The organism is Nitrospirillum bahiense (assembly GCF_007828025.1).
GTDB classification, from domain to species: Bacteria; Pseudomonadota; Alphaproteobacteria; order Azospirillales; family Azospirillaceae; genus Nitrospirillum; species Nitrospirillum amazonense.
In genome coordinates, this window is the sequence record NZ_VITO01000008.1 from 19,897 (window position 1) to 39,051 (window position 19,155).

General features: G+C 66.0%; 12 protein-coding genes and 1 riboswitch. Of the genes, 7 read left to right on the forward strand and 5 right to left on the reverse strand.

Annotation, left to right across the window (positions count from 1 at the left end):
- Window positions 1-58 precede the first annotated feature (58 nt).
- The 6 genes from FBZ88_RS13255 (at window position 59) to FBZ88_RS13280 (ending at window position 10,502) form a co-directional block, all read left to right on the forward strand.
- A complete protein-coding gene (locus FBZ88_RS13255; RefSeq protein WP_186464378.1) occupies window positions 59-1,399 on the forward strand; it encodes an SAM-dependent methyltransferase in 1,341 nt (446 codons plus the stop codon).
- Between the two features lie 272 nt (window positions 1,400-1,671).
- Window positions 1,672-5,418, forward strand: coding sequence for a two-component regulator propeller domain-containing protein (locus FBZ88_RS13260; RefSeq protein ID WP_186464379.1), 3,747 nt, complete (start codon window positions 1,672-1,674; stop codon window positions 5,416-5,418).
- A 177-nt stretch (window positions 5,419-5,595) separates the two neighbouring features.
- Window positions 5,596-6,438 (forward strand): p-hydroxycinnamoyl CoA hydratase/lyase, encoded by an 843-nt coding sequence (locus FBZ88_RS13265; protein WP_145617472.1) that lies wholly within the window; start codon window positions 5,596-5,598, stop codon window positions 6,436-6,438.
- Window positions 6,439-6,569: 131 nt separating this feature from the next.
- On the forward strand, window positions 6,570-8,027 hold the full coding sequence (locus FBZ88_RS13270) for an aldehyde dehydrogenase (protein ID WP_145617473.1): 1,458 nt from the start codon (window positions 6,570-6,572) through the stop codon (window positions 8,025-8,027).
- Between the two features lie 241 nt (window positions 8,028-8,268).
- Window positions 8,269-8,790 carry a MarR family winged helix-turn-helix transcriptional regulator gene (locus FBZ88_RS13275; protein WP_145617474.1) on the forward strand — a complete coding sequence of 174 codons (522 nt, stop codon included), beginning with the start codon at window positions 8,269-8,271 and terminating at the stop codon, window positions 8,788-8,790.
- A gap of 171 nt (window positions 8,791-8,961) precedes the next feature.
- A riboswitch (Fluoride riboswitch) is annotated at window positions 8,962-9,041 on the forward strand.
- A 78-nt stretch (window positions 9,042-9,119) separates the two neighbouring features.
- Entirely contained in the window at window positions 9,120-10,502 is a 1,383-nt protein-coding gene (locus FBZ88_RS13280; protein ID WP_145617475.1) for a voltage-gated chloride channel family protein, read from the forward strand.
- Here FBZ88_RS13280 and FBZ88_RS13285 read toward each other — a convergent pair.
- The 3 genes from FBZ88_RS13285 to FBZ88_RS13295 form a co-directional block, all read right to left on the reverse strand.
- Complete coding sequence (locus tag FBZ88_RS13285; RefSeq protein WP_186464380.1) at window positions 10,499-11,356, reverse strand: ParB/RepB/Spo0J family partition protein; 858 nt, start codon at window positions 11,354-11,356, stop codon at window positions 10,499-10,501. The two genes, FBZ88_RS13280 and FBZ88_RS13285, sit on opposite strands and share 4 nt — an antisense overlap.
- Entirely contained in the window at window positions 11,346-12,332 is a 987-nt protein-coding gene (locus FBZ88_RS13290; protein ID WP_281290134.1) for an AAA family ATPase, read from the reverse strand. The genes FBZ88_RS13285 and FBZ88_RS13290 overlap by 11 nt, the downstream gene beginning before the upstream one ends.
- 160 nt (window positions 12,333-12,492) lie before the next feature.
- Complete coding sequence (locus tag FBZ88_RS13295; RefSeq protein ID WP_246138648.1) at window positions 12,493-13,752, reverse strand: replication initiation protein; 1,260 nt, start codon at window positions 13,750-13,752, stop codon at window positions 12,493-12,495.
- Window positions 13,753-14,894: 1,142 nt separating this feature from the next.
- On the opposite strand from FBZ88_RS13295, the gene FBZ88_RS13300 reads away from it, so the two are divergent.
- A complete protein-coding gene (locus FBZ88_RS13300; protein WP_145617479.1) occupies window positions 14,895-17,123 on the forward strand; it encodes a hypothetical protein in 2,229 nt (742 codons plus the stop codon).
- 310 nt (window positions 17,124-17,433) lie between these two features.
- On the opposite strand, the gene FBZ88_RS13305 is transcribed toward FBZ88_RS13300, so the two are convergent.
- Window positions 17,434-17,856: a GtrA family protein gene (locus FBZ88_RS13305; protein ID WP_246138649.1), complete on the reverse strand. Its 423-nt coding sequence runs from the start codon at window positions 17,854-17,856 to the stop codon at window positions 17,434-17,436.
- 11 nt (window positions 17,857-17,867) lie between these two features.
- Window positions 17,868-19,145: an NAD(P)/FAD-dependent oxidoreductase gene (locus FBZ88_RS13310; RefSeq protein ID WP_145617480.1), complete on the reverse strand. Its 1,278-nt coding sequence runs from the start codon at window positions 19,143-19,145 to the stop codon at window positions 17,868-17,870.
- Window positions 19,146-19,155 lie beyond the last annotated feature (10 nt).

Below are 19,155 nucleotides of genomic sequence, written 5' to 3' on the forward strand. Positions count from 1 at the left end.
CTGATTGTAGACTGGTAGCTTACCTGCCCAACTACAAACTCAACCGATGGGGGTAGTGATGCCGGACACCAGAATTGCGGACACCCAAGCGATCCTGACTGAAACCAAAGCGAAACAATCCAGCGGCAGCCTGGCCATTGTGGGCACGGGCATCCAGGCGCTGGGGCACCTGACCCGTGAAGCCGAGGGCCACATCCGCCACGCCGACGTCGTGTTCCACTGCATCCGCGATCCGCTGATGCTGGCCGACCTGCACGCCCTCAACCCCAACGTCATCGACCTCACCACGCTGTACGGCGCGGACAAGCGCCGCAGCCTGACCTATGTGCAGATGGCCGAGGTGATGGTGGCCGAGGTGCGGTCCGGCCACCGCGTGACCGGCGTGTTCTACGGCCACCCCGGCTTCTACGTCGCCCCCGCCCGCCTGGCCCTGACCACCGCCAAGGCCGAGGGTTATGACACCTGCCTGCTGCCGGGCGTGTCGTCGCTGGACTACCTGTTCGCCGACCTGCGCGTGGACCCCAGCCAGTCCGGCTACCAGGCCATGGAGGCCACCGACTTCCTGCTGCGCAACCGGCCGCTGGTGACCAGCGGGCACGTCGTGCTGATGCAGGTGGGCCCGGTGGGCGACCTGTTCCGCCCGGTGACCGACAACCTGGAGCGCCGCGCCATCCTGTTCGAGCGCCTGATCGAGATCTATGGCGAGAACCACCCCTGCGTGGACTATGTCGGCGCCACCCGCCCGGGGCAGAAGCCCGTGCTGCGCCGCCTGAAGCTGGGCGCGTACCGCGACCCCGCCAACCTGAAGCGGCTGAGCAAGGCCAGCACCCTGTACATCCCGCCCAAGGACAGCCTGGACAACGACATGGCCATGGCGGAGCGGCTGGGCATCAGCGCCATGGTGGGCAAGCCCCTGCCCGTGCCGGCGGCGGAATCCGCCCCCATCACCCTGGTGCCATCCACCCCGCCCGCCATGTCCCAGGCCTACTTCCAGGCCATGCAGCAGATCGCCCTGGACCCCGACGCGGCCCAGTCCTTCCGTGCCGATCCGGTGCGCTATGTCACCAGCTTCGGCGCGCTGAACGCCGATGAGCAGCGCTGGCTGGCCGCCTTCGCCAAGCCGGCAACGCCGGTGAAGGTCGTCGCCGCCGTCGAAGAGGTTCAAGACCAAAACGTTTCGACCGAGGATGTCCAGGATCAGAACGTCTCCACGGAAGACGTGCAGGACCAGAACGTCTCCACCGAGGACGTCCAGGATCAGAACGTGTCTGTGGAGGACGTGCAGGACCAGAACGTCTCCACCGAAGACGTCCAAGACCAGAACGTCTCCGTCGAGGACGTTCAGGATCAGAACGTTTCGGTCGAAGACGTGCAGGACCAAAACGTCTCCGCAGAATAAAAGCAGGTGAAATTACTGCGGGGTCTTGGCAGAAAGTCCGGGTACGGCATCGTATTCGGCCTGGCTTGCCAAGGCCCCGTTTTACCGGGAGGCACATATCGCGACAGACTGATCGGTCATTACCCTGACGCCGCCGCTTGACGTATAAGATGAGCCTCATGCTGAATTTCGTTCAGGAAATTGGAAGATCGCTCAATAAAATCGGGCGCGCTGGCGTACTGATCGCCGTCTGTTTACCAATTCTCACGGCCGCACCGGCGCGTGCCGCAGAGATGTGGCGTAATTCGGTCATTGATCTGTTCACCCGGTACAACGAAGACAAAGGCAAAAGCATCGAATACATCACGGCCATCCAGCAGGACCGTGAGGGCTTTCTGTGGGTGGGCACTGCCGGCGACCTGGCGCGCTTCGACGGCTATCGTTTCAAATCCTATGGCGGCGGGGCCACCGGGCCCTACGGCCTGCCCGACAGCAACATCCGCACCCTGCACACCGACCTTCAAGGGCGGTTGTGGGTGGGCACCAGCGCCGCCGGCCTGGTGCGCTACGACGCAGCCACCGACCGGTTCGTGCGCGTGCCGCTGGACACCATGAGCCATATCGACGTCCGAAGCATCGAGGATGACGGGGCCGGCGGCCTATGGGTGGGAACCGAGGGCGGCCTTGACCACCTGTCCGCCAACCAGGAACCGGCCACGCATCTGCACGGTGCCGACAACCCGGCGGGCGGCGTGGTGGGCGACAAGATCCAGGCGCTGAAGCGCGACCATCTGGGATACCTGTGGGTGGGAACGGCCAACGGCCTGGCCTATCTGCCGCCTGGGCAGACGGAGTTTCGTAGCCTAACCCTGCCGCGATCCGCGGCCATGGATGGCGTCACCACCCTGTACGAAGACGGCCACGGCCGCCTGTGGCTGGGCACCAGCCGCCATGGCGTGCTGCTGCTGCAGGTGGACAATACGGGCGTGCCGCAGTTCCAGACCGTGCCGGCATCCTTCGCCGGCGTGGCCGGCGACTGGGTCAAGGCCATCCTCGAGGTGCAGCCCGACGTCTTCTGGGTCGGCACCATGGGCGACGGGCTGCTGGAGGTGGACCTGGCCAGCGGCGCCGCCAAGACCATCAAACGCAACCGTACGGTTCCGGACAGCCTGCTGAACGACAATATCCTGTCGCTGTACAAGGACAAAGCGGGCCTGGTCTGGGTGGGAACCTATCCCGGCCTGTGCCGTTTCGATCCCTCCGCCCAGGCTTTCCGCTTCCTCACCCCCATCTCCTCCAACCCCCAGACGGAAGACCGCAGCGCCCATTCGCTGATGGTCACACCGGATGGCAAGCTGTGGCTGGGTCGCGGCCGCGGCGGCGTCGATGTCCTGGACGCTTCGGGGCAGCTGGTTTCCCACCTGGCCTCCGACCCCGGCAACCCCGAACACGCCCTGCCGGCGAAGGTGGCCCGATCCTTCGCGGTTCAGCAGAACGGCACAGTGTGGATCGGCACCCGCGACGGCCTGTACCGCACCGACCTCAGCGCCGGGGCCGTGCATCTGACCCGGGTACCGGGGCTGGACGCCGCCTTGAACATCTCCAGCCTGCAATGGGATGGGACGCACCTGTGGATCGGCGATTCCAACGTCGGCGTCTGGGCCTACAATCCCGCCACGGGAACCGCGCACCCGCTGGGCCAGGGTAGCGGTGGCCTGCAAGATCAGCGCATCACGGTGCTGCAACTGGCGGATGACCATGGCCTGTGGATCGGCACCTACAGCGGCCTGTACCTGGCCGGGATGGACAGCGGCACGGTCCAGAAGATAGACCTGGACAGCGGCAATCCCACCACCCTGACCAGCCACAACATCGCGTCGCTGGCCACCGACCGCCAGGGCCGGCTATGGGCCACCATCTACGGCCAGGGTGTCGCCATGATCGGCAAGCCGGACGCCAACGGCCGGCGGCCAGTGAAGTTCCTGGCCAGCGACGTGGAGCCCTTGCTGGCCACCGCCAACGCCGTGGCGCAGGACGAAGACGGCTTCATCTGGGTGTCCACCGATACCGGGGTCGTGCGTATCGATCCCATCACCATGGCCATCCGCCCCTTCCAGCGGTCGGACGGCGTGTGGCTGACCACCCACTGGTCCACGTCCGTCGCCAAGGGCCCCAACGGTGAAATCCTGTTCGGGGCGGAGGACGGCGTCACCCTGATCCACCCACGCCTGCTGGCGGACTGGACCTATGTGCCGCCGGTGGTGGTGACCCAGGCCTATATCGGCCGGCGGCAGATTCCGGGCTCGCAGGTGGCCCACACCACCACACCCCTGACCATCCATCCCGACGACCATGGCTTCCGCCTGGAGGTCGCCTCGCTGGACTTCTCTGCCCCGGAACGCAACCGCTACGCCTACAAGCTGGAAGGGCTGGACCGGGACTGGCTGGAGATCGACGGTAACTGGCGGCAGATCGCCTACACCAACCTGCCGCCCGGCAATTACACCCTGCGGGTGCGGGGCAGCAACCGCAGCGGCCAATGGTCGACGGCGGAGCTGACGGTGCCGCTGGCCATCATGCCCGCCTGGTACCAGACCTGGTGGGCGCAGATGCTGGGCATCGTCGCCCTGGCCGGGGCCGTCGGCCTGCTGGTACGGGGCCGCACCGCCATCCTGCGCCGACGCCAGCAGGAGCTAGAGGCCGTGGTCGCCCAGCGCACGGTGGAATTGACGGAGGCCAATGCCGCCCTGACCCAGTCCGCCGCCATCCTGCGCCGCCTGGGCGACGCCGGGCAGGACATCACCGCCACCCTGATCCTGGACGCGGTGCTGAGCACGCTGAAGCGCTATGTGGGTGAGCTGCTGACCGGCCACCGCCTGGTGCTGTACCGCCTGCAGGGGTCGTACCTGGAACCCGCCACCGCCGACGGCAGCGCCGTCGAGCCCGTCTATCTGGATGATCCTGTGTCCCTGCCGGCCCGCGCGGCGCAAAGCCGGCAGGAGCTGACGGAGACGGTGGAGGACGGCGTGGCGCTGGCCTATCCGCTGGTGGTGGAAAACCGGGTGCTGGGCGTGTTGGTCGTGGTCGCCGACCATGCCTATGGCGACCGGGAACAGATGATTTTCCGCACGCTGTGCGCCTATAGCGCCATCGCCCTGGAGAACGCGGAATCCTACCGCCGCGCCGAAACCGCCTGGATGGAAACGGCCCAGGCCTTGGCGGACCTGCGCACCACCCAGTCCAAGCTGATCCAGCAGGAAAAGATGGCCTCGCTGGGCCGCCTGGTGGCCGGCGTGGCGCATGAGGTCAACACCCCCCTGGGCGTGGTGCTAACCGCCGCGGGCAGCCTGCGCGGCAGCCTGGAGGATGTGCGCGACAACATCGCCCAGGGCAAGCTGACGCGCAACGCCCTGGAAACCGGGCTGGAGGAATGGTCCGACCTGGCCGACCTGGTGGAACGCAACACCAAGCGCACGGCGGCCCTGGTGAAGAGCTTCACCGCCATCGCGGCGGAGGACGGCGAAAGCAAGGTGACGGAGGTCGACCTGTCCACCCTGCTTCCCGATGTGGCCAACGTGGCGCGGACCGCCCTGGCCCAAGGCGCCATCGAGCTGACAGTGGACGTGCCCTACGGCCTGGTGGTGCCCACGGTGCCGGAATCGCTGGTCAACGCCTTGACGCACATCCTGGCCAATACCGCCGACCATGCCTTCGATCCCGGCGCCCACGGCCATGTGACGGTCACGGCCTCGGCCGAGGGCGGCGTGGTGCTGATTTCCGTGACCGACAACGGGCGGGGCATTCCCGCCGAGGTGCTGCCCCACATCCTGGACCCCTTCTTCACCACCGCCCGGGGCCGCGGCCATCCCGGCCTGGGCCTGCACGTGGCCTACAACCACGTGACCCAGCGTCTGAAGGGCAACCTGACGGTCGACAGCGTGCTGGGACAGGGCACCACCGTGACGCTGGTCATCCCGTCGATGATCGGCGCCAGCCTGAGCGCCACCGCGGCCGACCGGCTGCGCGCCTTTCGTGCCTGATCCCTGACACCCGGATTCCGCGTCCGCCACCGTCCCGCCAACCAGCATTTGCGACGTCGCAAACGCGGGCGCCGACGCGCGCGATCTATTGCACCCATAATAGTTATTGTATATAAGTTAATCACTGGCCGGAAACCGGCCCTTGAAGGAAATGCAGTTGAGGAGGCCTTGAGGCCCATGCCCCAGTCCAAATACGCGGATCGCTGGAAGACCGTCCTGGTCGATGTCGTGGACGGTATCGCCTGGGTCACCTTCAACCGGCCGGATAAGCGCAACGCCATGAGCCCGACAATGAACCGGGACATGGTCGATGTGCTGGAAACGCTGGAACTGGATGCGGACGCCCAGGTGGTGGTGCTGACCGGCGCCGGCAACGCCTGGACGGCGGGCATGGATCTGAAGGAATACTTCCGCGAGACCGACGCCGGCCCGGAAATCCTGCAGGAAAAGGTGCGCCGCGACGCATCCACTTGGCAATGGCGGCTGCTGCGTTTCTATGCCAAGCCCACCATCGCCATGGTCAACGGCTGGTGCTTCGGCGGCGCCTTCTCCCCCCTGGTGGCTTGTGATCTGGCCATTTGCGCCGACGAGGCGGTGTTCGGCCTGTCGGAGATCAACTGGGGCATCCCGCCGGGCAACCTGGTCAGCAAGGCCCTGGCCGACACCATCGGCCACCGCGCCGCCCTGCACCTGATCATGACGGGCGAGACGTTCACCGGCCAGGAAGCCGCCCGGATGGGCCTGGTGAACAAGAGCGTGCCGCGCGACCAGCTGCGGGAAGAGGTCACCAAGCTGGCCCAGGTCCTGCTGGCCAAGAACCCGGTGGTGCTGCGCGCCGCCAAGAACGGCTTCAAGCGCTGCCGCGAACTGACGTGGGAGCAGAATGAGGACTACCTGTACGCCAAGCTGGACCAGGCCCAGCTGCGCGACCCGGAAAAGGGCCGGGAACAGGGCCTGAAGCAATTCCTGGATGACAAGAGCATCAAGCCCGGTCTGCAGACCTACAAGCGCGGCTCTTGAGAGGCGGGGGCCGACACGCCCCCAGGCGGTAAGGATAAGCGCCGCCGCCCGTTCCCGGGACGTTATCCTTACGTCCTGGGGGAACAAGCGGCGGCAGCCGGTGACAACGATAAAACCCAGGGAGGGTCCCGATGACGACCACCACCATCGGCCTGCTGATCGGCGGGCGCGACGTGCCCGCCAGCGGCGGCGCCACCTTCACCCGTGCCAACCCCGTCAGCGGCAAGGTCGTGACCACCGCCGCGGCGGCCACCCCGGCCGATGCCGACGCCGCCGTGGCCGCGGCCCAGGCCGCCTTCCCCGCCTGGGCGGCGCTCAGCCCGGGGGAACGGCGCCAGCGCCTGCTGAAGGCCGCCGATCTGATGGACGCCCGCACGGCGGATTTCATCGCCATCGGCGCTGCGGAAATCGGCGGTATGCCCAACTGGTACGGCTTCAACGCCATGCTGGCCGCCAACATGCTGCGCGAGGCGGCGGCCATGACCACGCAGATCAATGGCGAGGTCATCCCCAGCAATGTGCCCGGCAGCCTGGCCATGGCCCTGCGCCAGCCCTGCGGCGTGGTGCTGGGCATCGCCCCCTGGAACGCCCCTGTCATCCTGGGGACGCGCGCCATCGCAACGCCGCTGGCCTGCGGCAACACCGTGGTGCTGAAGGCCAGTGAGCAGTGCCCCGCCACCCACCGCCTGATCGGCCAGATCCTGACCGAGGCCGGCCTGGGCGACGGCGTCGTCAACGTCATCACCAACGCCCCTGCCGACGCGCCGGCCATCGTCGAGCGCTTGATCGCCAATCCGGCCGTGCGGCGGGTGAATTTCACCGGCTCCACCGGCGTGGGCCGCATCGTCGCCCAGCTGGCGGCCAAGCATCTGAAGCCCGCCCTGCTGGAGCTGGGCGGCAAGGCGCCGCTGCTGGTGCTGCACGATGCCGATCTGGATGCGGCGGTTGCGGCCGCCGCCTTCGGCGGCTTCTTCAACCAAGGCCAGATCTGCATGTCGACGGAGCGGCTGGTGGTGGACGCCCGCGTCGCCGACGCCTTCGTGGACAAGCTGGCGGCCAAGGCCCGCACCCTGACCGCCGGCGACCCATCCGCCCCGGGTTCCGTCCTGGGCGCCCTGGTGAACGCCCAGGCCGGGCAGCGCATCAAGGCGTTGCTGGACGATGCCGTGGCCAAAGGGGCCCGCATCGCCGCCGGCGGAACGGTCGACGGCGCCATCATGCAGGCCACCGTGGTGGACGGCGTGACGCATGAGATGAAGCTCTATGCCGAGGAATCCTTCGGGCCCGTGGTCGCGGTCATGCGCGTCGATGGCGACGAAGAGGCCATCCGCGTGGCCAACGACAGCGAGTATGGCCTGTCGGCCGCCGTGTTCAGCCGCGACGTCGCCCGCGCCTTGACGGTGGCGCAGCGCATCGAGTCCGGCATCTGCCATATCAACGGCCCCACCGTGCATGACGAGGCGCAGATGCCCTTCGGCGGCGTGAAAAGCAGCGGCTACGGCCGCTTCGGCGGCAAATGGGGGGTGGCCGAGTTCACGGAGCTGCGCTGGGTCACCATCCAGACCGGCCCCCGCCATTACCCGATTTGAGGGCTCTTGAAAGCCGGCCATCCTTACCGCTTGGGGGATGGTCGGTCCCTTCCCGCCCGGACGCCGCACGGGCCATGCGGGGTGACGCTCGACGAGCGGTGGTTCCCCTGGACGATCAGGGCAATTACCGGGATACTTCCACCAACACTATTGGCCCCGCCGCCCCGGCTGATATAAGGGCCTGAACCGTTAATCCGCCCTGCCCTTTCATGCCCGCACCGCTTTTTTTGAGACCGCTCCCATGCCGGCCCTGAAGAACACCACGCCCGCCACCGATGTACTGACAGCCGAGGAAGGCCCCGACGAGTCCCTGTCCGCCACGGCCAAGGCGGAAACGGCGCTGGACTGTTCAAAGCTGGAGCGGTTCGTCGGCTTCAACCTGTCGCGGGCGGAAACCCTGGTGCGGCGCCTGGTGCTGGAGCATCTCGCCCCCTGCCAGCTGACCTTGGCGGAATTCTCGCTCCTGAGCCTGGTGAGCGTGAACAAGGGTGTGAACCAGCGCCAGGCGGGCGAGGTTCTGGAAATCGCCCCGCCCAACATGGCCCACCTGGTCGACCGCTTGGCCAACCGCGGCCTGCTGAAGCGCGTGCGCGGCCGGCAGGACCGGCGGGTGCAGATGCTGAGCCTGTCGGACGCCGGACTTGAACTGTTGGTCCAGGCCGAGGGCCTGGTGGAGGAGCAGGAAGCCAGGGTGTCCGCCGTGCTGACGGCCGACGAGCAGACCCAGCTGCTGACCCTGCTGAACAAAATCCGCACCCTGTAGAGCCATGCGCGACTCGGCCGATCACGAAAACTAACTGCTTATTAGCTTTCTTCCTGTTCGCTAATAGCCAGCGAATCGGATAGCCGCTCGCGATTCGATATCTTTCGCGCCCCCGGTGCGCGACAGCGCCGCGCGGCAAACCGTTGACAGGGGCCGCAGGCATCCGTCATAGCTGCTTCCGGCAATGGATTTCTGCCTGGCCGCCTCGTGGCCGAACCGCCCTGTCCGGGGCTGATGATTCCTACCTTCGGTGTTTCGCCACCTGATGGTTGGAGTCCGTCTGCAGTGTTCGCGCCCTATCCTTACTTCATCAGTTGCGGGTTCCTCTCATGATCCCCCGTCGCCTGTTGGCCTCGTGGGCCGCGCAGACGCGCGCCCTGTTGAAATGGCTATGCCTGACAGCCCCCGTCGCCGCCCTGATCGGCAGCGCCTGCGCCCTGTTCCTGTGGAGCCTGGACCGGGCCACCCAGGCCCGCTTCGAGCACCCGACCCTGCTTTACGCCCTGCCCCTGGCCGGCATTGCCATCGTCTGGGTCTATGGTCGTTTCGGCGGCCGGGCCGACGGCGGCAACAACCTGATCGTGGACCAGATTCACGAACCCGGCGCCGGCGTGCCCTTGCGCATGGCGCCGCTGATCCTGGCCGCCACGGTCGTCACCCACCTCTTCGGCGGCTCAGCGGGCCGCGAGGGCACGGCGGTGCAACTGGGCGGCAGCCTGGCCAGCGGCTTTACCCGCCTGGCGAAACTGTCCCCCGCCGATACCCGCTTGGTGCTGATGGCCGGCGTGGCCGCCGGATTTGGCGCGGTGTTCGGCACGCCCGTCGCCGGCGCCATCTTCGCGCTGGAGGTGCTGAGCCTGGGTCAGGTGCGCTATGAGGCGCTGCTGCCCTGCCTGATCGCGGCCCTGGTGGGCGACTGGACCTGCCACGCCTGGGGCATCGAACATACCGCCTACATCATCGCCGCCGGTGAGGGCGGTTTTCACCTGCAAGGCTGGCTGTTGGCCAAGGTGACCCTGGCGGCTGTGATCTTCGGCCTGGGCGGCCTGGCCTTTTCCGAGGTCTCGCACAGCGCGGCGGCGCTGGTGCGCCGCCTCTGCCCCCAGCCCTTGCTGCGGCCCGTCCTGGGTGGCCTGTTGCTGATCGCCTTCGTCCACATCCTGGGCACGCGCGACTATCTGGGTTTGGGCGTCTGGTCGGCCGATCCGGGAGCGATCACGTTGCCCGGCCTATTCCAGGCCGCGCCCTATCACCCGTTCAGCTGGCTGTGGAAGGCGCTGTTCACCATCACCACGCTGGCCACGGGCTTCAAGGGTGGCGAGGTCACGCCGCTGTTTTTCATCGGCGCCGCCTTGGGCCATGCCCTGGCCGGCGTCATGGATGCCCCGACGGACCTGCTGGCCGGCCTGGGCTTCGTGGGGCTGTTCGCCGCGGCGGCCAACACCCCCCTGGCCTGCACCCTGATGGGGATAGAGCTGTTCGGCGCCGCGCACACCCCTTACATCGCCGTCGCCTGCTTCGTCGCCTACGCCTTCAGCGGGCATTCCGGCATCTATCTGTCACAGCGCATCGGCGTGCCCAAGGCTCGGCTGGCCCCATCCTTACCGCTTGGGGGCACATTGCGGCAGGCGCGCGATCTGCCGCCAGCACCCCTTACCCTACATCGTCATATCCGCGTGCTGCTGAAGCGCCGATTGCGACGTCGCAATTAGCGGAGGATTTCGTCCAGCCGCTGGCGCAGCTTCTCCAGCCGTTCCCTGTCCTTGGCCGCCAGGCCGTTGGGGCCGGCCGACACTTGCGCCAGGTCCCGCTCCATGCGCGTGATCAGGCGACCGGCAAGCGGTGGCACCTTGGGTACCGGCAGCGCCGGCTCGGCCGGCTTGTTGGCCGCGCGCAAGGCCTTGATGGTGGCGCCCCCCTTGATCAATCCCCACAGGCGATGGCGGGCGGCATCATCCTCGGCGTCGGCCAGGATGAACAGATGGCTCTTGCTCACCTGGTCGCGATATTCGGGATATTCCGCCAGGATACTGTCCGGCAGACGCACCAAAGCCAGCAGGCGCGACACTTCGGACTTGCTGAGCCCCACGGCACCGGCCAGCTGGTCCTGGGTGTACCGATGGGTCTCCCCCAGGCGACTCAGGCCCCAGGCCACCTCCAGCGTGTCCAGGTCCTGACGCTGCAGGTTCTCGATCAGCGCGATCTCATCGACCCCGCCCTGGGTCACGATGGCGAAGATCGTGGCCTTGCCCAGCAGGCGGTGGGCGCGCCAGCGGCGTTCACCGGCGGCGATCAGGTAGCCGCCCTCCGCCCGCTTGCGCACGACGATGGGCTGGATCAGGCCCTGGGCGCCAATGCTGTCGGCCAGCTCACGCAGGGCCGTCTCGTCGAAATGGCGGCGCGGCTGATCCGGGTTGGGGAACACCTGGTCCAGGTCCAATTCCACCAGCTCCGGAAAATCCTCCGACGTGCCATACAGCTTGTTCAGCGGCTTGGCCGTGGCGGGCAACAGGCTGGCCGCCGTCGCCGCCAGGGCGGGATTGCTGCGGGCCAGTTTACGCGACATGGGCGACGTCCCCTCCATCCGCCTCAAGCAGGGCTTGGGCAACCTCGCGGAAAGGTGCCACGGTTGCCGGGTCCGATGCCACATCGATGGTGGGCTGTCCGGCGGCCACGGACTGGGGGAAGATGGTGGCGCGCGGCACCGGGGTGAAGATGCGGATGGCGCCGCCGAACCGTGCTTCCAGGTCGGCCAGGGTGGCGCGATCCTGGGTGTGGCGGGCGGTGAACATGGTGGGCAGGATGCCGATGACGCTGAGGTCCGGGTTGCCGCGCCGCCGCACCTTGCTGATGGTGTCCAGCAGCAGGGGCACGCCCATGAGGGCCAGCATCTCCGTCTGTACGGGAATCAACACGCCGTCTGCCGCCGCCAAGGCGTTCAGGGTCAGCATGCCCAGGTGGGGAGGGCAGTCGATCAGGATGTAGTCATAGGCCCGGCGCACCATGGCCAACCGCTCCCGCAGCACCAGCGTGCCCATGGGCTCGGCGATCAACTCCGTCTCCGCCGCCGACAGCAGAATGGTGCTGGGCAGCAAATGGAAGCGGCCGTCGCACACTGGCACTGCCGCCTGGCCCGTCGCCTGATCCTTCAGCATGACGTGATAGGTGGTCTTGCCCGCTTCCGACATGTCGGCCTGGCTGATGCCCAGGTGCACCGTGGCGCTGGCCTGCGGGTCGGCATCCACCAACAGCACCCGTTGGCCCAAGGCCGCCAGGGCAGCACAGATGTTGACCGAGGCGCTGGTCTTGCCCACGCCGCCTTTTTGATTGGACAGGGCGATGATGGTGGCTGTCTGGCGGGCGCGGCGGCGGGGGGTCAGCAGGTCGATGACCGCCTGGGGGATCTTCTCCCCGCCGGTTTCCCAGCGGCTGATACGGCCCTTATCGTACTTGCGGCCCAGGCTGGCATTCAGCCAGTCGGCGAAGGTCTGCTGGGTTTCACCACGCGCTTCCCGCGCGATCCGCAATGCGGCGCCATCCATGGCCGTCCCTTCCGTTTTGAGCCCCAAGATGTTGGGCATCAGAATAGTGGCCCCAAATTGGCGGCGTCAACATGTCCCGTTGTGTTACGTCAACATCACGCGCCGGGTTGCGACGTCGCAACCATCGCTGCGGTCGCCATCCTTACGCGGAGGGGGCCCCTTACGCCGGGGAGGCAGGATCGACAGCCCTATCCTTACGGCGTGGGGGTGCGATGATCTCCACCCCGGTGATGGACCCCGAGGTCAGCGAAACCAAAACGCTGCGGATGCTGGGCTCATGGTTCATGCGGGCCGTCTGCGCCGTGGCGGGATGGCCCGCCACCAGCACCAGCCGGCGTTCGCCCCGCGCCGTCTCTTCAATGCGCTCCACCTCCAGGTCGCGCAGCAGGGGGGCGGGAACGTTCTTGGCCAGCAAGGCGTGTCGGGCGGCAGCCCACAGGGCGTTGGCATCGTCGGCGTCGGGCAGGGGCGTTGCCTCGACCACCGCCGGCTCCAGCTTCTCCACCTTGCCAATGCGCCGCGCCCGGCGGCCCACACTGTGGCGTTCCCGTTCGAGGAAGGTGTCGGCGACCTCGTCCTCGTCCTTGGCGAAGAAGTCCAGCGTGACCTCCTCCACCTTGCGGCCCCGGCGCACCATCTTGGCCTCCGGCATTTCCACGCGGAAGGGCGCCAGCTGGTTCACCTCGGCGATGGCGCGGTCGATGGTGCGGGTGCGCAGGATGCCGAAGTCCTTGTATGCCCCCTCCGGCACGTTCAGCAGGCGACGCAACGTGTCGATGTCCAGCGCCAGGGAAGGAAAGTCCATCTGGTAGCGCTGCATGCCGATCTCATAGAGCTTCAGCGCGTAGGTGCTGGTGACCTTCACCATGGCTGGGCCCGATAGCCGCGCCCATAGCTTGGAGGCGCGCTGCAGTTCCAGGAAGGCATCGGTGAACTGGAAGTGGATGTCGGCGCTGTCGCTCTCGATCTCCTCCTCCGGCCGGACATAGCTGCTGAGGATGCGCAACTCGGCACGCGACCGGCGGCCGCGGAAGGGGCCGATGACCACCAGGCTGGACTCGTAGATCTCCTTCACCGCGTCGAAGATGCGCTCGTTGCCCTTGTGATTGCCGCGCACGACCTTCTTGGGCAGACGGTAGAGCTTGTTGGCGAAGTTCTGGCTGCCGGCCAGGTGGATCATGAAGTTCAGCATCTTCTGCGCCGGCAGGGACAGGCGTGACCCATTGGCGGGATAGGAATAGACCGCCTCCGCCGCCTTGATCAGGTGCTTATAGCCATCCCGCTCGAACGTCGCCGCCGCCACCTTGGCCGTCAGGCCCAGCGCGTTCTCCTCCGCCAGCGCCGGCACGGAGGTATCCACGCCGCCGTCCATGTCGATGACGATGCCCGGTCCCGCCACGTCCTGCGGACGATAGGGCATGAGGGCGTCCCTGGTCGCGGCCGTTGCGGGTGACACCAAGCGGTCAGCCGCAGGCGCCGCCGGCATCGAAACCGACGGCCTCAAGACCGGTTTATCGCTTTTGCGCGCCATGCCATCATCCCGTGAACGAATGGCGGCACTGTAGGGGCTTCCTTACATGGGTCGCAAGTAAGGAAAGGGTGGAAACCCCTGATTCGCCAACTCCTTACCGCTTGGGGGCGGAGCAAGATGGCGCCCTTACGCCCTGGGGCGGCAGGCGACTCGCCCCCATCGGTAGGGATATCGCCCCCGACTGGTAAGCATAAGGCCGCAAAACCCCAGGGATTGCCAGGGTTTGCGCCTCCTAGAATCCTTTTTGAAAGGGAACACCCTTAAAAACGGATCATTTTTGGGGACAAAAGGGCCAAGCAGGCCTTACCCGGTTACCAGAAGCCGCTGACGTGACGACTCGCGATGTAAGGATGCGCCGCTACCGTTTCCCCGAATCACCTCATGCGGGTATGGAAGGGCACGGCATCCGTTCTGCCCTTCGGGGCAGCCTTACCGCGTGGGGGAGAAGCTCCACCATCCTTACCGGCTGGGGGAGGAAAGAGCCATCCTTACTTCCTGGGGGTGGGGGACTTCCCTCGGAACGGCGCGGTATAGATCCTTAACCCTCTGGAATCGTTCACAGGGACGCCAAGCGCCACCCACATTGGGTGAACGGCGAGCTTTCGGGCCCGCAATCTTCCCCCAAACGGTAAGGATGCGGCTCACAACGATCGCAAACGCAGGGAGTCGGACGCCCCCGGCCGGTAAGGAAACGCATCCGGGGTGCTGAGGTGTGCCGGAAATCCTGATCATGTCGCGACTCGCCCCCGGTCGGTAAGGACATGGGACGCACGCCGAGTCCCTCATCCCCCCAAGCGGTAAGGATAAACCCCCAGGGTGTAAGGAAAGGCCCTCCCCATGACTGTCGATAGCGCCATCTGTCGGCGGCCGGCGCTGGCCACTCGGCCCCCAAGATGGTTCGGAAAGGAGGGGAAACTTCGGTGGGCGGATATTCCCAGGTGCGCCGCGCCTTGAACTTTGGGGCGGCGTGTCGGATAACTTGGCCGCATTAACCGATTTTGGCCTGGGCGGGATTAAATATGTCAGTTGGGATGGGCGGCCTACGCAGGAAATATTCCACTGGAATAATCAATATCCGATCTATTCTTCAGATCGTTATTATTGCATCCCTACTGGCTCTTGCCGCCATTGTCGTTTCGACAACGATTCTCGCATTGGTGCGTTTCGGCAGCTCCGTGCTTCTTTCAGACCAGTGGACGGACTTTGATTATACCCGCCGGCTGGCCGAAGGTGGCCTGCGGTTCGCCGACTTATTCGACCAGCACAATGAGCATCGCATATTTTTCCCGCGGCTGATTTTCTTCCTGGACTATCTCGTCGCGAATAACACGAACACGGTTGACCTGGTGTTCAACGTACTGATCGTGGCGGGCACGCTGTTCTCGATTTTGTCGCTCTACCGAAAGCTGGAGAAAGACCGGGGCGTCTATCTGGGTTTTGCGGCCATCGGCACCGCCATCTTGTTCTCGCTGTCGCAGCGCGAAAACTTCCTATGGGGCTTCCAGGTCCAATTCTTCGGTGCGGTGGCCGCCGCCGCTGGTGCCTTCCTGGCGTTCGCCGTTTCCGTTGAGCGGGCGCGCCGGGGCGAGGCGGCGACGGGCCCTCGCTGCTTGGCTTACCTGCTGGTCCTGGTCGATACCTATACCCTGTCAAACGGCATTCTGGCCGCCTTTCTCCTCATTCCCATGGCACTGGCGCTGCGGGCGGGACGCGCGACGGTGCTTGCCACCTTGGGGTGGGCCCTGTTGCTGGCGGTCAGCTATTTCCTCAACTTCCATCCGGTGCAGGGGCATTCGCCCTACCTTTATTCCTTGACGCACCCCCTCGACTATCTCGGCTACCTCAGCGGATACCTGGGTAATCTGGTGACATGCCTGGGGATGGCGGAACCGCTGCGCAGCCGGGCCGCCATTTTGCTGGGCGCGACCGGCCTGTTGCTGACGCTGGCGGCTCTGGCGCGTTCGCTACGGACTTGGGACGAGGCGCCCGCGCGTGTCGCCCTGTTGGCCTTGATCCTGTTCGTCTTAGGCACGGCCATGCTGACCGCGCTGGGCCGCATCACCTTTGGCATGGAACAAGCCTTTTCCGGCCGCTATGTGACCCCGGTTTCGGCCTTCTGGGTGGCACACATCTGTTATTGGGTCCCCTTGCGACGGCTGCGCGACGGCCTGGGGCAGGGCCTGGCCCTGGCCGGTTCGGTGATGGTGGCTGGCCTGCTGCTCTGCGCCGCCAAAGGCCATCTCCAGGGCTGGCGGGAAGCGGCCAACCAGGCGCTGACCGCGGCGCAGGCGCGGGACGCCATTCTTAGCAGCGTCCACGACGAAGCCGTGTACCGGACCTTGTTCCCAGTGGCGGAGGTCATTGATCGGCATGTGCCGTTCATGCGTGACCATCATTTGTCGGTTTTCGCCAACCCGGACAACCGCCTGCTGGGGCAGACGCCGGACTGGCTGGGCCCCGCATCGACCAACCCATGCATTGGCGCCTTCGATGTCGTCAGCTTGCTGTCCTCAAGCGGAGGGGAGCTTAGCCTGGGCGCGACGGGCTGGGCGTGGGAACAGGCGGGCGGGAAGGCGGTGGCGCGTCTGCTTTTCACCGACGCGGCGGGCAGGGTCATCGGCTATGCGGGGGGCGGATGGCCGCGCCCGGATGTCCGTCTGGCCATACCAGCTGTACGAAGCGGTGCGGTCGGGTGGACGGGGTTCCTGAAGGCGGCGCCGGCGACCGTGGTCCGGGCCTATGCCCTGTTGCCGGGCCATCGCGCCTGTATGGTCGGGGAGAAGATCATGCCCTCGGACAACGCCCGCCTGGTGCCCCTATCGTCTTTGGGCGCAGCCATTCCCATCTCCTCGGCGCCAGCAGTGTCGGGCGGTTGGTCCAAAGACGGGCAGAACGCCGCCGCCGGACCGCTGCCATTGGATGACGTTGTTTACGGTTCATGGAGTGGCGCCGATGGCAACGTCGGTGAGTTGCGGGTCGGTCCTTTCACCGCCGACCACTCGCGCATCGCGTTTCCCATGGTCACCGGCCCGCACGCGGAAAATCAGGTCGCTGTGCTGCTGGACGCTGAAACCAGCGTCGAACTGCGACGCTATCCTTTGTTTAATTCACTCACCTGGACTGGCGTCGAACTCCAATTGCCTGAGGCGGCGGTGGGCAAGGCGGTGGTCCTGGAATTCCGGGACCAAGGTATCGGCTGGGGTGAGTGGTCCGCTGTGGGTGGGCTGCACGAGGTCCCGTCCGACAATCCGACGCCATAGGGCTGCCGACCGAAAAGGCGCCGCCTTCAACGCGACGATTCTCTTGCGGAATTGCAAGAGAGATCAAAATACATCTAGGGTTTACTATGTTTCCGTATTGTTTTTTACGCCCCTGATCCTTTTCCTGACTTATCTTCCTGCGACGGCGGCCGTTATCAACTTCGGCATCAGGTGGCTCAAGGCGCCCGTTGAACCAATCATTCCGGATGGCGTCAGCTATGGCCCGGTGGGTTATATCGCCTTCGGTGCGTATTTTATCTCCGGTCAGACCGGGCGTGTCGTCTAGGCAGCCCGGCACGGGCACCGGAGGCTATTTCCGGAACGAGAAGTGGCGGTGGCCGAAGTAGCTGGTCACCACGGGTGACAGCACGCCGATCACGTGAGCGATATCCTCGGCGTGCCAGGTCAGGCCGATGGCGGGAAAGGCGAGCCGCGCCAGGCCTTCGCTGACCAGCCATACCTGTGCCGCCGCCACAGCGTTGACCATGCAAAAACGGATGAATTCCTCATGGGCCTTGCGGCCCGACGCCTTGAACACGAAGCGGCGGGACAGCAGGTAGGCGGTCACCATGCCGAACAGGTAGGCCACCAGCACCGCAACCTCGAACGGCATGACGCGGTTCAGCAGGTAGCGCGCCACCACGTTCACGCCGGCGGAGAAGCCGCCCACCAGCAGGAAGCGGGCGAACTCGCTTGCCAGCAGACGATCCAGCGGCGACTGGGGCTTGGTCATGGTCTTATCCATCACAACGCGTCGACCATGCGCTTGGCGAAACGGATGCTTTCGGCGATGCCCCGGTCCTCGGGGTAATAGTAGCAGGTGTCGGCTACCTGCAGGCCGGTGATCTCGGTTTGCACCGGCGGCAGCTTGTCCAGGAAATCGGGCTCGCAGACCGGCTGGGCGTAGCGCAGGCGGCCGACGTGGGTGTCGATCAGGTCGGCGTCGGTGATCGCCGGATTCAGGCGGCGCATGCAGGCCATGGTTTCCGCCACGAAATCGGCATCCGTCCAGCCCCACTTAGGGTGGCTATGCGGCATGTAGTACGGGATGTAGACCACCGTGTCGGGCAGGGGCCGCAGGTTGGAAAACTCGATGATGCCGGGGATCTCCATCGTCGGGTCATTCACGTTCAGCCAGAAGTGCCGGGTGACCGGCCGCTTCAGCTTCAGCATGACGCAGACCACGCCGATGTTCTTGATGGCGTCGTACTTGTCCTTGGTGGACTGGGTGAAGGCCGGGACGAGGCCCGCCACATAGGGCGTGGGGGTGGTGCAGATGACGGCGTCGGCGGGGAAGAAGCCCTGGGCGGTGCGTACACCCGTCACCCGGCCGTCCTCGGACACGATCTCCTCCACCTTGGCGCCCAGGTGCAGGCTGCCGCCGCGTCGCGTGATGTCGGCGGCGAGGGCCTGGACCAGGGTCTCCGACCCGCCTTCCAGATAACCCAACTGTTCCTTCATCAGGGATTGGCGGGAATTGCCGATGCGGCGGATGCGGGTGGCGATCCAACTGGCCGAGACGTTATCGGCGTATTCGAAGAACTTCAGGTCCAGCAACCGCTTCCACAGCACGTTGAACGGCTTCTCGCCCGCGCCGCGCTTGAACCAGGTGGCGGCATCCAGATGCTCGATGGACTGGAAGTCGCGGGCCTTGGTGGTCAGGAACATCTGCAGGCCCAGGCGCAGCTTGTCGATGGGGCCCAGCAGGGGGAAAGACAGCAGGGCCAGCGGATCGCCCCAGCGGTAATGCTTGCCATCGATGAAATATCCCATCGACGTGGTGCGCCATTTCAGCGTGCCGGCAATGCCCAGCTCCGCCAGCAGATCAAAGGTCGGCTGGTCCGATTTGCAGATGAAGTGGTAATAGCGCTCAATGCTGAGCCCGCCGAAGTCGAAGTGCGCCGCCATGCCTCCGGGCTGGGTATCCACTTCGTAGACCGCCACCTCATGGCCGGCCTTCAGGGCATAGTGGGCGGCGGCCAGGCCCATGGCGCCGGCGCCGATGACGGCAAGTTTAGCCATTGCGGGAAAC

Excerpts from the sequence above, each read along its gene's own strand:
- FBZ88_RS13255 (WP_186464378.1), top strand. The coding sequence starts at position 59 with ATGCCGGACACCAGAATTGCGGACACCCAAGCGATCCTGACTGAAACC.
- FBZ88_RS13260 (WP_186464379.1), top strand. The coding sequence starts at position 1,672 with ATGTGGCGTAATTCGGTCATTGATCTGTTCACCCGGTACAACGAAGAC.
- FBZ88_RS13265 (WP_145617472.1), top strand. The coding sequence starts at position 5,596 with ATGCCCCAGTCCAAATACGCGGATCGCTGGAAGACCGTCCTGGTCGAT.
- FBZ88_RS13270 (WP_145617473.1), top strand. The coding sequence starts at position 6,570 with ATGACGACCACCACCATCGGCCTGCTGATCGGCGGGCGCGACGTGCCC.
- FBZ88_RS13275 (WP_145617474.1), top strand. The coding sequence starts at position 8,269 with ATGCCGGCCCTGAAGAACACCACGCCCGCCACCGATGTACTGACAGCC.
- FBZ88_RS13280 (WP_145617475.1), top strand. The coding sequence starts at position 9,120 with ATGATCCCCCGTCGCCTGTTGGCCTCGTGGGCCGCGCAGACGCGCGCC.
- FBZ88_RS13285 (WP_186464380.1), bottom strand. The coding sequence starts at position 11,356 with ATGTCGCGTAAACTGGCCCGCAGCAATCCCGCCCTGGCGGCGACGGCG.
- FBZ88_RS13290 (WP_281290134.1), bottom strand. The coding sequence starts at position 12,332 with ATGGATGGCGCCGCATTGCGGATCGCGCGGGAAGCGCGTGGTGAAACC.
- FBZ88_RS13295 (WP_246138648.1), bottom strand. The coding sequence starts at position 13,752 with ATGCCCTATCGTCCGCAGGACGTGGCGGGACCGGGCATCGTCATCGAC.
- FBZ88_RS13300 (WP_145617479.1), top strand. The coding sequence starts at position 14,895 with ATGGGCGGCCTACGCAGGAAATATTCCACTGGAATAATCAATATCCGA.
- FBZ88_RS13305 (WP_246138649.1), bottom strand. The coding sequence starts at position 17,856 with ATGACCAAGCCCCAGTCGCCGCTGGATCGTCTGCTGGCAAGCGAGTTC.
- FBZ88_RS13310 (WP_145617480.1), bottom strand. The coding sequence starts at position 19,145 with ATGGCTAAACTTGCCGTCATCGGCGCCGGCGCCATGGGCCTGGCCGCC.